At 40.1% G+C, this 13,787-nt stretch carries 15 protein-coding genes; 3 read left to right on the top strand and 12 right to left on the bottom strand.

The genetic code is table 11. The annotated features are described in order from the left end of the window. Window positions 1-103: 103 nt before the first annotated feature. From AB685_RS00355 to AB685_RS00345, 3 genes are all read right to left on the bottom strand, one after another. Window positions 104-613: a hypothetical protein gene (locus AB685_RS00355; RefSeq protein WP_047968587.1), complete on the bottom strand. Its 510-nt coding sequence runs from the start codon at window positions 611-613 to the stop codon at window positions 104-106. A 484-nt stretch (window positions 614-1,097) separates the two neighbouring features. Next, complete coding sequence (locus AB685_RS00350) at window positions 1,098-1,436, bottom strand: phBC6A51 family helix-turn-helix protein (protein WP_047968586.1); 339 nt, start codon at window positions 1,434-1,436, stop codon at window positions 1,098-1,100. A 17-nt stretch (window positions 1,437-1,453) separates the two neighbouring features. Next, window positions 1,454-2,431 carry a tyrosine-type recombinase/integrase gene (locus AB685_RS00345; RefSeq protein ID WP_047968585.1) on the bottom strand — a complete coding sequence of 326 codons (978 nt, stop codon included), beginning with the start codon at window positions 2,429-2,431 and terminating at the stop codon, window positions 1,454-1,456. Between the two features lie 350 nt (window positions 2,432-2,781). Here AB685_RS00345 and AB685_RS32305 point away from each other — a divergent pair, with 350 nt between their 5' ends. Both AB685_RS32305 and AB685_RS00335 read left to right on the top strand, forming a co-directional pair. Continuing rightward, window positions 2,782-3,342: a DUF2817 domain-containing protein gene (locus tag AB685_RS32305; RefSeq protein ID WP_047968584.1), complete on the top strand. Its 561-nt coding sequence runs from the start codon at window positions 2,782-2,784 to the stop codon at window positions 3,340-3,342. Beyond that, window positions 3,315-4,115 (top strand): M14 family metallopeptidase, encoded by an 801-nt coding sequence (locus tag AB685_RS00335; protein WP_047968583.1) that lies wholly within the window; start codon window positions 3,315-3,317, stop codon window positions 4,113-4,115. Before AB685_RS32305 ends, AB685_RS00335 begins: the two co-directional genes overlap by 28 nt. Before the next feature lie 102 nt (window positions 4,116-4,217). Here AB685_RS00335 and AB685_RS00330 read toward each other — a convergent pair whose 3' ends face one another. The 9 genes from AB685_RS00330 to AB685_RS00290 form a co-directional block, all read right to left on the bottom strand. Beyond that, window positions 4,218-4,577 carry a hypothetical protein gene (locus tag AB685_RS00330; RefSeq protein WP_047968582.1) on the bottom strand — a complete coding sequence of 120 codons (360 nt, stop codon included), beginning with the start codon at window positions 4,575-4,577 and terminating at the stop codon, window positions 4,218-4,220. Window positions 4,578-4,728: 151 nt separating this feature from the next. Continuing rightward, on the bottom strand, window positions 4,729-5,217 hold the full coding sequence (locus AB685_RS00325) for a hypothetical protein (protein ID WP_047968581.1): 489 nt from the start codon (window positions 5,215-5,217) through the stop codon (window positions 4,729-4,731). Window positions 5,218-5,336: 119 nt separating this feature from the next. Continuing rightward, window positions 5,337-6,596 carry a glutamate-5-semialdehyde dehydrogenase gene (locus tag AB685_RS00320; protein ID WP_047968580.1) on the bottom strand — a complete coding sequence of 420 codons (1,260 nt, stop codon included), beginning with the start codon at window positions 6,594-6,596 and terminating at the stop codon, window positions 5,337-5,339. Between the two features lie 51 nt (window positions 6,597-6,647). Next, on the bottom strand, window positions 6,648-7,766 hold the full coding sequence (gene proB, locus AB685_RS00315; protein ID WP_047968579.1) for a glutamate 5-kinase: 1,119 nt from the start codon (window positions 7,764-7,766) through the stop codon (window positions 6,648-6,650). A 34-nt stretch (window positions 7,767-7,800) separates the two neighbouring features. Further along, the gene (proC, locus tag AB685_RS00310; RefSeq protein ID WP_047968578.1) at window positions 7,801-8,643 is read right to left on the bottom strand and encodes a pyrroline-5-carboxylate reductase; all 843 of its coding nucleotides are present in this window, start codon (window positions 8,641-8,643) and stop codon (window positions 7,801-7,803) included. Window positions 8,644-8,953: 310 nt separating this feature from the next. Beyond that, window positions 8,954-10,162, bottom strand: coding sequence for a hypothetical protein (locus AB685_RS00305; protein WP_047968577.1), 1,209 nt, complete (start codon window positions 10,160-10,162; stop codon window positions 8,954-8,956). Further along, window positions 10,155-11,327: a DUF58 domain-containing protein gene (locus AB685_RS00300; protein ID WP_047968576.1), complete on the bottom strand. Its 1,173-nt coding sequence runs from the start codon at window positions 11,325-11,327 to the stop codon at window positions 10,155-10,157. The genes AB685_RS00305 and AB685_RS00300 overlap by 8 nt, the downstream gene beginning before the upstream one ends. Window positions 11,328-11,329: 2 nt before the next feature. Next, complete coding sequence (locus AB685_RS00295; protein ID WP_047969651.1) at window positions 11,330-12,268, bottom strand: MoxR family ATPase; 939 nt, start codon at window positions 12,266-12,268, stop codon at window positions 11,330-11,332. A 149-nt stretch (window positions 12,269-12,417) separates the two neighbouring features. Beyond that, window positions 12,418-13,209, bottom strand: coding sequence for an ATP-binding protein (locus AB685_RS00290; RefSeq protein ID WP_047968575.1), 792 nt, complete (start codon window positions 13,207-13,209; stop codon window positions 12,418-12,420). A 131-nt stretch (window positions 13,210-13,340) separates the two neighbouring features. Between AB685_RS00290 and AB685_RS00285 the strand changes: the two genes are divergently transcribed. Beyond that, window positions 13,341-13,766, top strand: a complete 426-nt coding sequence (locus AB685_RS00285; RefSeq protein WP_047968574.1) for a DUF2621 family protein — start codon at window positions 13,341-13,343, stop codon at window positions 13,764-13,766. Window positions 13,767-13,787 lie beyond the last annotated feature (21 nt).

Here is a 13,787-nt window from a genome sequence, read left to right as displayed (position 1 = left end):
GATTATAGCGGAAGGGTAAAGCGGTGTCAAAACTTTTAAGTTATGGCACTAAAAGAATATAAAAAGCCGAATTTAATCGGCGTTTCGAGGAAGATTAATCTAATTATTTTAATACTTGTTTAACAGCCTCCTGGGCAATTAACTGTGTACCTTTTTTTAGTAATTCTGGATTCTTTGTAAAAACAAAAATGCCAGTACCCAAACCTACAACGGCAACTCCAGCCACAATTTTTCCAAACTTAAGTCCGTGTTCTTTATTATCCGCGGATTCTTTTTGTAATCGATTAAGAATTTCATCTATTCTTTTATCAACTCTATCCTTTTCCTCAGAAGTAATTGCTTTTTCCGATTCTTTCCTTAAATCTTCGACAAGCCATTTTAGCGTTTGTGAGTATGTATCACTTGCAGACTCATGTATTTTAGTTAAGTTAACTATTCCATCAACAAAAGTTTTATACGTTGTGTTGTTTTCTTTTATAAATTCTTTTAAAACATCTTTACCAAATTCACCTTTGATCTGCATTTCAATTAATTTATTAATGTTTTCACTTGTTAGGTTATCAGGATTCATTCCTAAATTTTTTATTTTTTCTATTAATTGTTCTCTCTCCATTCATAACTCCTCCTCTCCATTATTACTATTTATATATACCATATTTTTCAACTACTTTGTAATAATTACAACATTTTCCCATGTTCTGCGAAAAAGGTATGGCGGTCATTACTGCGACTTTACTACCTCAATTGTTTACGTTTAGCGACGGGTCGAGTTTCCGGAGGGCCTTCCGTCCTGAGCGCGCCGGCTGATAAAATCGCCTTCTACGTTGTACCGCGTTGTCCCTAAATCGTAACTATTCGTGCCACTTTACCCGCGTTCCTACTATATAATGCGCCAGTTATGCCGGTTACGATTCTGATTCAACACCGCAATTAAATCGCTTATAAAACGGCGGGGCTAAAAAGTTTCCGGATGGCGCGCATCAGAGGGGCGCGGCTGGTAAAATGTCGCCAAATGTAAGGTTTTGTAACTACCCTTTGCGCACCTCTATTGCATGCCTGCGTAAGCATCTCCGCAAATAAACGACGTTGTACGTTCTTTACACGATCATATCCGCAGCTCTGAATATTGTAAGCGCGGCATCTACGTCACCACTAAGCGCCTGGAGTGCGAGGGAATCTCTTCGCGGAAAGATACGGCGAAACAATTGCTCACGGTATTTTTCCTTTTCGCGCTGAAAGTCCTTCCGTTGCTCCCACCGATATAACTGCATTCGACTGATTCCACACTTATCTGCTATTTGACCGCGAGTCATTCGGATTCGACGACCTCTATTGTCGCGTAATCCTACAAGTAATTTAATCGCAAGGTGATGGCGTTCATCCAGTTGCGGTACTTGTGACGGTTGCTTGCTTCGCTTCTTTTTCGGTTTAGCCATGTGCTATCTCCTCCCCATTATACGTCCAAATCGTCGTTCTCTTCTACTTGATTAAAACGCTCTTTTATCTCTTCTTCATCGTACTTTAAGTAGACTTGCGTTGTAGATAAATCAGCGTGTCCCATGATTAATTGCAAGGCGCGAATATCACCGCCGTTCTTTAAGAAGTTGATCGCAAAAGTATGGCGTAATTTGTGAGGAGATACTTTGCACTCACCCACTAGGCCGGCTTTGCTTGCGTATTTATACATGTTTTTACGAAGATAGTCAGGTAATAACGGATTCCCTATATTAGTAACAAAAACGTATTTGCAATCATCCCCAAAGTCTTGTCTATTCTTTTCAGTTAACATCTTTAATTCACTTAATACTTTCATTGAAAGCGGAACTATTCTTGTCTTGCGGTTTTTATTCTTAATTCCAGGCAGTCTAATTACTTCACTTTCAAAATCAATATCCTCAACTTCTAAAGAATCTATTTCATTTACCCTAAGGCCACATTTTAGCATTAGCAACATCGCTATATAATCTCTTCGACCGGAGAAAGATTCTTTGTTTATCGCACCAAACAATCTACGTATTTGATTATCTTTAAGGCCCATTATTACTTTTTCGTCCGTTTTAAGACGCTTTATATATAGAACGGGGTTTTCACCTTTTATAACCCCTTCAAGAAATAACCGATTAAACATAGCCTTCATCGCCGTCAAACGAATATTTATTGTTACGTGGGAAAGATGCTTTTCTCTCTTTAAATAAGAAATATAATTACGAACATCGTCAGAAGTAACATCATCAATAAAAGGCTTATCAATTATAGAAAAAAACTCAGTCCAATACATCTCATAATCATCTACAGTCCTGTCGCGATAGCCTTCCGAATAATAGATAAGCTTAATCTTTTGCAACGCAGCTGGAACCGTAATCCTCGAATTATCATCAGCTTTATTATTTAAGAATCTCCGCTTTACTACCCGTCTTCTCTTTTGATCCATTGTTTTCACTCCTGGTTTATTATTACTTGGTAGTATAACCATCGTGATTCTCGTAATATACTCGTCTATTATTTCGCAATAATTATCTATTAAAATTTCGCAAGTTAATTCGTTGTAAGTTGCGTTAACAACTCCGCCAAGCAAGAAAAAACGAGTTGTATTAACGAACACCTTCGACTATAATATAACCGTAGCGACCGGTTTAAGACCGTTACGGGACCGAGGCGAAATATGTACTGACCGTTGATTTGACGCTGATTTGGCGCTTGATTTGACGGGTACTAACTTCAAAACCGTTTGTGAGGCGCGTGCCGTCTCAGGTGGGTTCGATTCCCACGTAGTCCCGCCATATGTATTCTTCCATCAAACAATTCCTCACTTACAAAACAAACACCTACGAAAATACTTATTTATTCATCCAATCTGAAATTTCGGAGGCTGCTGCCTTGTATATGCTGAAAAGTAAATGGATTAAGTTTGGCATTGCTATTTTAATCATCTTTCTTTTTCTTCAATTTATTGTTCCCCTTCTTATTCTAGCAAACTTGGAAAAACCACCTGCAAGCTCCGGTCATTTTATCAATACATATGAAGAATCAAAAGCACGCTTTTTGAACTATGAAGAGAAACTGACTAAGAACTGGAACACAGTAGGAAGTGATACATTTTCAGTGGATGGTGATGCAACTATTGACCTTTGGTGGGCGGATGCAAACACCGAACAGAAAAATCTGTTAATCCTGACAACAGGCGTGCATGGCGTTGAAGGATACGTCGGGTCCGCAATGCTCGATATTTTTCTTGAAAAGTTTATCCCTGAAATTAATAAAGAAAACACCGGGATAATACTCGTCCACGCTGTAAACCCTGTAGGCATGAAGGAATGCGTAGATACAATGAAAACAATGTAGATCTAAACCGCAATTTCATCTATGATTGGGAAACTTTTGATAAGGAAATGAACACGGACTATGAGGACTTGAAAGGATTTCTTCAACCAGATAAGGAGATCGGCACGATAACTTGGAGAGATCTTGGTTTCTACGGGGAAATTGCAACAACGGTATTGACTGATGGGAGTACAAAAATTGAGAAGGCATTATTAAGCGGTCAATATACGCAGCCTAAAGGCGTCTATTTCGGCGGAATGGAAGATGAGCCATCCACAAAATTTTTAAAGGGCTTATTTGAGGATATACTGTTAACAGACTACTCAAACATTCTTCATGTTGACCTGCATACCGGATATGGTCCACGTTATCAAATGAGTATTTTCAGTTCAGGAAAGGAAACGATGACGAAAGCTCAAGCTGAAGAAGCCTTTAATTATCCCCTTGTCTTTACTCCCGATTCTGATGAGTTCTATGTAACCAATGGAGATGTTCCTGAATACTTTGTGCAGCTTAAGGATGAAGTAGCTCCTTCAAAAAATCTGTATTCCACCACTTTCGAGTTCGGGACAATGGGGGATGGATTATTAGCATCCATTGATTCGGTCAAGCGGACTGTCATGGAAAATCAGCTGGTACAGCATGGTAGTAATAACAATACAGCAAATAATATCCTGGAATCCCGCTATCGTGAAATGTTCTACCATCCCGAGCAAAAATGGCGGGATAAAGCTGAAGAAGATTTCCTTCAGGCTTTAAAGGGAGTATTAGAATACCAAAAAATGATCGATTAGAAAATTCCACCCAATTGATATTTTTTATAACTATATAATAACTGGAAAGAAGCAGCCGTTATAAATGGCTGCTTCTTTTGTTGGGTATTTAGCATCCTACTTTTAGGAGGTAAGCTTTGTATCCTGCATTACCATCTCAGGATTACGACCAAACATTACATAATCCGTGGAAATCGGAATAATGTCGATAATGCTATTAAAGTTCAATAGATTATCAAACTGAGTTCCTCTTACTGTTACGATTTGAGTTTTACTGTAAATATCTCCATTGAAATTAGTCGACATCACAATACCATTCAAGAACGGATTTTCTTCACTTCCGTAGAAAATGGTTCTTGACTGTCCTGGAGGTAGTGTGAATACTACTTCTCCTGCAAAATTAGCAGGATTGCTTCCTCGACGGACCAGGAGAACTATTTGCAAGCTAGCTGCACTTCGGTTGTTAAATGTTTTTTCTGCCATTCTTTCACCCCCTTTTCCATGCAATTACTATATATTATTCTAGTAATTCCAAATTGATAGGGTAAGTATAATAGTCAAATCTATCAAATTTCATAAAAAATAAAAGAACACCGTAGTATTCTAACCTGAGAATACTACGGTGTTTCTTCACTTAATTATGATTATAGTGCTCAAACCAACCTACCAAATCCTCTGGCCATTCTCCCTCATTTATTATCTTTGGTGTAAAGCCGCCCATTTCAAGTAGAATGTGCCTTGCAGAGGTTTTTACAATAAAGAAATCTTCTTTTGGTGTTGGTATAATCTTTTCTATTTCAACATCATGCTTTTGAAGGAAATCCTTAATATCATCTTCTTCCTTCTTGCTCATCGGCTGTGGAGGTGCATCCAAGAGTGTCTCGTTTGAACTCCTTGCAACTTTTCTTCGACGTTTTGGTATGTTTTCGTTAATCCCTTCTAAGATTCGAATGATCTCAGACAGCCCAATTAATACCATCCCTGTAACAAGTGAACCAAGAAAAGTAGTAACAAAAAATAAAAAACTTTGTGTTTGTGTTCCACCGATAATGCCTAAAAAGAATCCTAGGACTATTACTATTCCACCTACTACTTTCAGTACTGCACCTATTTGATTTTGCATAATATCTCCCCTTTTTTCTCTCTACAATATGTATTCCACTTTCGACAAAAAAATCCTCTTTTTACTAAATATGTTTATAAAAAAGAGCCCTGCCAAATTAGGCAAGGTTCATAACATAATTATCTAATCTGACCGTCACCAGTCATCTGGAATTTAACGGTTGTTAATGCTGGTAATCCCATTGGACCACGAGCATGAAGTTTTTGAGTGGAGATTCCGATTTCTGCACCGAATCCTAGTGCTCCACCATCTGTAAAGCGGGTAGAAGCATTATGATAGACGGCTGCTGCATCAACAAGTTTCATGAACTTGCTGGCAGCTTCTTTGTTTTCTGTTATGATCGCTTCGGAATGTTTCGTTCCAAACTCATCAATATGGTCGATTGCCTCGTCGATGTCGGCAACCACTTTCACTGCAATATCGAGGCTCAAATATTCGTTTGTCCAATCTTCATGACCTGCTTTTACAGCTCCAGGGATGGCTTTAACGACCGTATCATCTCCATGAACAGTAATGTCATTTTCGTTGAACATGTTAATTAAAGCTTCTTTGTTGGCATGGAACCAAGTTTCATGCACGATTAACGTTTCTGCTGCATTACATACAGCCGGACGATCAGTTTTTGCATTGACGACGATGGACAGCGCTTTTTGAACATCTGCATCTTTATCAACGTATAGGTGGCAATTTCCTACACCAGTCTCTAATACAGGTACTGTAGCATTTTCTACAACTGCGTTGATCAGAGATGCCCCTCCACGAGGAATCAATACATCAATATGTTCCTTCATCGTAAACAGCTCTTGTGTTGCTTTACGGTCAGTGCTAGCAATGAATTGCACCGCTTCTGCCGGGATGGATGTGGTTTTCAACGCTTTATGAATTACATCCACTATTGCCTGATTCGAATTGATGGCAGATGAACCGCCTTTTAACACAATCGCGTTACCTGATTTCAACGCAAGTCCAGTCGCATCGACTGTCACGTTCGGGCGTGCTTCGTAGATCATACCGATAACTCCAAGTGACACTCGTACCTTTTCTACCTGTAAGCCGTTATCCAATGTCCAATCAGAAAGGATATCACCAATTGGATCCTCGAGCTGTGCAACCTCTCTCAACCCATTTGCAAAATCAGCAATGCGGTCTTCGGATAAGGCTAAACGGTCCATATACGCTTCTGAATAGCCTTTTTCGCGGCCTTGCTCCAAGTCCTTGTTGTTCGCTTCGAGAATGTGTGACACGTTGCTTTCAAGTGTGTTGGCGATATGCTTAAGAATACTGTTCTTCTCTTCTGTTGACAGTAGGCTGACTACCTTTGAAGCTTTTTTTGCTTCCTTTGCTTGTGTTTCTACATTTGTCTCTACTAATAAAGACATCAAATTCCTCCTAGTTTTTATTTGGAAACGTTGTTTTTGTTAGTGGATATTTTATATTCCAACAGGGATGGACGATTCTAAATGACAGACCATATCGTCATTTTTCACGACTTCTTCTGTATATTTATCTTGAGTTTGGTCGTATTCTCTCAATTGTTCTGAGGAATAGTTTACAACCCCAAGTCCGAGTCTGTTACCTTCAAAATCAAGGATTCTTACTACTGAGCCTTCCTGGAAGTATCCTTTCACTTTGCTGATACTTGATGGTAACAATCTCTTTTTCCCAAGCATCGTGACATCTGCACCTTCAGCAAGGATTACTTCCCCTTCAGGACCTGAGTTGAAGGCAATCCACTGTTTCTTATGATTCAAGTTTATGGCATTGTCTTTCGATTCAAAATACGTACCTGTCGCTTCTTTCTCCACTGCTTGAAGAAGAATATCCGGTACACCAGCTTTTCCTAAAAAGGCAGGGATTCCTGATGCCATAGCAATCTTCACAGCATCAATTTTCGATTTCATTCCGCCTGTACCGACAGAGCTTCCTGGGTCTCCCGCTGCTGCTTCGATTTCAGGGGTAATCTCTTCCACCTTGCGTAATAGTGTGGCATCTGGATTCTTACGCGGGTCTGCATCATATAATCCTTCAATATCTGATAAAATCATTAGCATATCTGCATCCACAAGTCCTGCAACCTTGGCAGAAAGGGTATCATTGTCTCCGAATTTCAATCGGTTGACCGTGACGGTGTCATTTTCATTGACGATCGGTACAATACCACGCTCTAAAAGAACATTCGCGGTGTTGCGCGCGTTATTGTAGCGATTTTCATCCGAAAAGTCTTCTCTTGTGATAAGAATCTGAGAGGCAACGTAACCGTTAGATAAAAACAGTTCGTTATAAGCCTCCATCAACAACCCCTGCCCGATGGACGCGGCCGCTTGTTTTTCTGGTAAACTTGTCGGTCTGTTCAAGCAACCGAGCTTACGGTAGCCGGCTGCTACTGCACCAGATGAAACTAATAAAACTTCATAGCCCTGATCTTTTAGCTTTGCCACTTCATCCACAAGTCTCTCCAGCTTTCGTCTGCTGATTTCACCATGTGAACTAGTCAATGAGCTGCTTCCAATTTTTATTACTACCCGTTTTGTATTATTTTCGGGTGTCATTCAATCACTCCTGTTATAAACATAGTTATAGTACTTACTGTAAAACCAATTCTCTTTCTTTTTCTGCACTAATCTCTTTTGAACGTTCTGCTGCACCTTTTATGGCAGCTGAAATGGCTTTTCCGCCACCATTGTCACTTAATGCTTCCAATCCTGCTGCAGTGGTGCCGTTTGGTGATGTCACTTTTTTACGAAGAGAGGCGGGTTCTTCATTATTTGTCTGCATCATTTTTGCTGCTCCAAGGATCGTCTGGGCGACTACATCCCGGGTAACATCTTCATCCAACCCTGCATCCTTCGCAGTTTTCTCCATATGCTCCATCAAATAGTAGAAATATGCGGGACCGCTTCCTGCTACTCCAGTGAAAACGTCCATTTGCTCTTCTTCAATGGAATACACTTTACCGATTGTCTCTAAAATCACTTTAGTATCTACAATGTCATCCATTGAAACATGCTTGCCAGCAGAAATGGCTGTAGCGGACTCGCCGATCATGCTTGACGTGTTAGGCATCACGCGAATAACAGGTTGACCCGGATTCAATCCTTCTTCCATATAGCTTGTGGATACGCCTGCTAATACGGATAGCAATAATTGTGATGGGTTCAGTTGATCTTTTAATGAAGCTAATGCAATTTCTATATCTTTCGGTTTCATGGCCAAAACGATGATATCCAATTCTTCCATCATCAGATCCTGCTTCATGACGCCACGAACACCGTATTTGTTTTCAAGTTCAATTAATCTGTCGATATTTGATCTGTTGCTTACTACTACATTATAGGCAGGTATGATTTCACTTGCTACAATACCTGAAATCATTGCTTCTGCCATCGATCCTGCTCCGATAAATCCAATCACTTTTTCTCTAAGCATCTAATCGCTCCCGTCTGTCCGTTCGTTTTTAACAACGTTTATAATCGTAACATGTAGGGAATGTATATCAAGGGTGTTCGGGCAATTAGTCCGCATGACGGCCAGATAGTGAGTGTAAACGCTACCAATAATATCGACCTCCGTTTAATTCCGGTAGAAGAGGAATAATCGCTGAATATGGAGGAATACGGCGGAATTTGATGGTGGATAATTATGGGAAACGGTCATAAACCTTACCGCAGAGAGGAATAAAGGGCAAAAAAAATCAGTGCACCGACAAAAAATCGATACACTGATTAATCTCTCGCTATTAGCTCGCTTTTTTCCACTGCTTCATCACTTTGCGGATTTCTTCCGCCATTACTCTGCAGTTCTCCACTTCTTTGTCTGTTAGCTTCATTTCCCCATACCTCACTTTTGCATACAGTTCCATGAAGCTCTCATTAAACGTGGTTTCCCGTTGGAGCCACTCTTCTAGTGTTTCATTAGGGAGCCGTCCCCTTTTTTTCTTGATAGCTAGCTGCTCCAGATCAAACATCAGCCTTCTGACTTCATCTTCCGGTGGTTTTTGTTTTCTACTGCCACTGAAGAACCCTCCACCCATTTTGGTCATAGTGGAAGTAAACTGCTGTTCAGATGGAAGTTCACGCTGTTTTTTGGTAACTTTCTTCCTTTTTAATAGGAAGTAGAGAATGGTTAAGAAGAGGATCACGCCTAATGCTATTGCAATAGGATTATCCAGCAGGCTTTCCGAAGGTGCTAATAACTCTGCCGTTTCCTCTTCATTTTCCTCTCCCATTTCAACCGTTCCTTCATCTAGGGAACCTTGACTATTTATTGACCAATCATGTAATCCCATCAGGAAAAATAATGGTCTTGCCAATAAATCGAAAATGACACTTATACCTTGCCCGAATAATGATAGTCCTGTTGTAACAATGAATTTCCCCAAAGTTGCAAAAATTGCAGAAGCAGCAATTATCGAAACAAAAGTAATAGCAGTTGCCCCTACTACCCTTTTCTGCATGTATCTGTTGCCGTTTAAATTCAATATAGCCGTCCCGCTATATAATAGAATAACCAGGGCCAGTTGTCCGCCAAAGAAGGTCATCAGTATCATTCCGTGAGGATAGTCGACCAATATGCCTGCACCATAAACAAAAGGCATCCATATGAACGATATGATTAACAAAGCGAAAGAGGAAAAAGCTCTTTCCTCTATAAAGTACATAAATGCCCGGAAGCTGATAAAAAATCCGATGATGATGGAAAGCCCTAGACTATATGATGATAAATAGGGAAAAACTGCGAGTACAGGTGCAACAAGCATTATTGCAACATAACTATTAGGCAGTTTATCGTATAAATAACCAAAAATGGCAATTGCGAATCCATAGGGTAGTAGTATCCCTACAATTGAAGGAAGATTTCCTGAATCCAAGTACATAAGCAAGATAAAGAAATATAGAATATTCAACTCAAGCAATAGATGAATACTGTTTCTCCACAGGTTACCCATTTACTGCCTCCTTTCTTGCTACAGTTCGCCATACCCTTAATGTACACAGAGAATCAATTACATCAAGCAGGTGGACATTGGCGGAAGGAGGCATTTTCCAACCTTTCAAACGTTCTTCTTCCCCACAAAGAATAACATAAGGGGAATTTAAAGCATGTTGATAGGCTATTCTTTCAAATGTCGGCATGCCAATTGACACACTATTCCCCTGTAGCCTTGCAAATATGGTCAACGCGGATTGAAGATGCCGTTTCCCTTCCCCATAAGGAAGTTCGAAATAACTTGGTGTTCCAACCCTCTTGATATTCACCAATAATGAAAAAGGAATATTGAATTTTGTAGCATGATGCAATAGATAAGTAATCCCTTTTATTCTCTCTTCCATATTTCCAGATCGAATATCAAAAACAATCAGCCATGAGAATTGGGAGGTCTTCTCGTGGACCTTTGTCTGCAGATTGGTTACCCTTGCTGACGCTTTCCAATGTATTCTATTGAAGGCATCTCCATCTGCATAATCCCTAGTCCCAATAATGGTACTTGCATCCTCAAAAAGGGAAGAACGAGTTGGATAAGAGCCTTGATTCTTTGGCTTGATTCTCTTCAGTCCTGTCACAGGCAATTGCTCAGAGTAAACAAGTGCTTCAAACTTCGTTAAATCGTTTTTCTGTAGATACACCTTGCCAAAATCAATGAAATGGGAGATTTGGACTTCAATATGATGCAATTTTGCTACTCCTCTTTCTTTTGCAGTAAAAGGTATTTCCAATACTGTTTCGCTCCTGCTCATTAAAGAAAAAGGTAAATGAAGCTGACTGATCCTTGTTCTTCTGTCTCCATTCTGAAACTCGATATTGTTATCGGCAACAAGCTGGATTCGCCCTGAAAAAATCGGTAACCATGAAGGTTGTTCTACCTTCAATTTTATGACACCTGTTTCGCCAGGGAACAATTTCACTTGCCCGTCCACTATTGTAATCCGAAGCTCCTTACCGACTTTATCCAAATAATAATAGGAAACGACAAAATATATTAGATACAAACTCCCCATAAAAAATAGAATAGGGTGCCCTGTGAAAAAACCGATAGCAATAATCACAAATGCACATGCACGAAAGTAAATATGATGGGTCAGATTATCTACTTGTTGGTTCCACCTAGTCATTCCTAAATTGTCGCCTCCACAGGCACAACAACCCGTGCCAGCACATCTTTGACAATTTGTTTGTTGGTCTTCTTAAGAGACCCTTCCATTGTAAGTACTAATCGGTGACTGAGTACATAAGGTGCCATCTTCTTAACGTCCTCGGGTGTTACATACTCTCTTCCATTAACGAAAGCTGCCCCTTGTGCCGCCCGCATCAATGCCAATGTCCCACGCGGGCTGACCCCAAGCTCTATTTCTTCATGATTTCTGGTCATATGTACAATTTCAATTATGTAGTCCTCGACAACGGACGACACCTTCACTTGCTTGACCTGCTCCTGCAGTTCCAGAATTTCCTCTTTTGAAAAGAAGGAATTCATCTGTTTGATCGGCTCGTCCAATCGGTATTTGTTCATGATTTCTTTCTCTTCTTCCATTGTTGGATAGCCTAGGTCAATCTGAATGAAGAATCGATCCATCTGTGCTTCCGGCAACGGGAAAGTTCCTTGCTGGGATTCAATTGGGTTCTGGGTAGCCAATACCATGAATGGACCAGGAATCGGTAATGTTTCCCCGTCTATCGTAACCTGGCGTTCCTCCATCACTTCAAGCAAACTCGATTGCGTTCTAGGCGTCGCTCGGTTGATCTCATCAGCTAAAAGGATATTTGTCATGATCGGCCCTGGTCTCAATTCAAAGTTTTGTTCCTTCGGGTTAAAAAACTGGATACCCGTAACATCACTTGGAAGTACATCTGGAGTGAACTGGATCCGTTTGAAACCAGCATCCATCGTCTTTGCAAAACTTTTTGCCAGCATAGTTTTACCTGTACCCGGAACACTCTCCAATAGTACGTGCCCTTTATTCAGTAAGGAGATGAATAACAACTCCACTACCTCGTCTTTCCCTATAATTACATTAGACATTACATTTTTTAATTGTTGTACTTGTTTCAATATCAAGAACCCCCTATTATTTTCTTTCTATTTAGAATTATTTTACCATTATATCACTAGCAAAAATAGACAATTCTTAAATTTTTTGTCGTTTTAAGTCCTCTACATAAAAAAACACCCCTAAAATGAAATTTCATTTTAGGGGTGTTTTTCTAGTCTTTATACATTGTCAAATCTTTTGTACGAAAGCTTTCAGGTGTTACTATTGAAATCAACTGATTCTGACTCATCTTATTTTTTATTCTATCTGCAATCCGTTCCCCGTAACGCTTCGTTAGGTCTCCAGGATGAATATTGGAGGTGAAAACAATGCTCTTCCCCTGTCTCTGATTCAATATGGTATAGATTGTCTGATCCACCCATTCACTCACCCTCTCCACTCCAAGATCATCTAGGATAAGCACATCCACCTCGGCAATAGCTTTCATGAACTTGCTTTCAGAATACCTTGAGTCGTTGTCCCAAGACGCAACAATCGTATCCATCAGTTTTGGGACATCAAAGAACATGGCGGTAATGTTATTGTCTTTGAAGTACCTATACAACCCGACCGCCAAATGTGTCTTCCCTCTACCGGTGCGTCCAAAGTAATAAAGGTTTTCTCTTCCTGTAAACTGGTCGAAAAAATCGATGGTGCTTGCCAACGCCTCTCCTTGGCTTGAATATTCCACCTTGAAATTTTCCAGTGTGGCATCTTCCAGTTCCCTTGGAATAATGCAGAACTGTTCAAAATATTTGTGCTTTCTACGTTTTTCCGCCTGCATGGTTTCAGCAGCCAGTCGGCAGTCACATTCGTTTTCATACTCCTGCCACTGCCCTTTGTTTTCACCGCCAATTATCTGCATACGTACCCGTTTTACTTCTCTATTACATTTAGGGCATACTTTCTGGGACAGCACCTCGGTTTTCCCCATGCTGCCAATTACGGCACCAATCTTTTTCATCGTCGCCACCTCCGTCAAAACTTTGTCATTTTTCTATATGAATTCGGTTGAATTTTTCATTTACTAGTGCAATTATAATAGTTTCGGTTATAATAATACAAGAATGTTAACGAGTTCGGAGGGAAAAGAACATGTTAACCGGATGGTTTTTATGGTTAATTTTATTTTGGGTTGTCACAATGGTCGGTTTACTGGCCATCGGTGGATTCTTTATGTTTCGTAAATTTCTAAAAAGACTTCCAAAAGAAGATGGAAAATCGGAATTGGACTGGCAGGATTTCTACTTGAAAGAAACCCATCATCTTTGGCCGGATGATTTGAAACTTCTGTTAGAGGAGCTTGTTTCACCTGTACCGGAACTGTTCCGTGACATTGCTAGACAGAAGATAGCAGGCAAGATCGGCGAAATAGCATACAAGGAAAAAGCGAACGAAATTACGAGAGAACATGTCATTCGCGGCTATATCCTTGCCACGCCGAAACGAGATCATAAGTTTCTTATAAAAAAACTGGAACACCTAAATATCGATCGCACCCCATATCAACACCTATTTTAAACGGAAAACAACAGCATCAGA

It is taken from the genome of Bacillus sp. LL01, from assembly GCF_001037965.1.
This window is presented reverse-complemented; position numbering and strand designations above follow the sequence as displayed.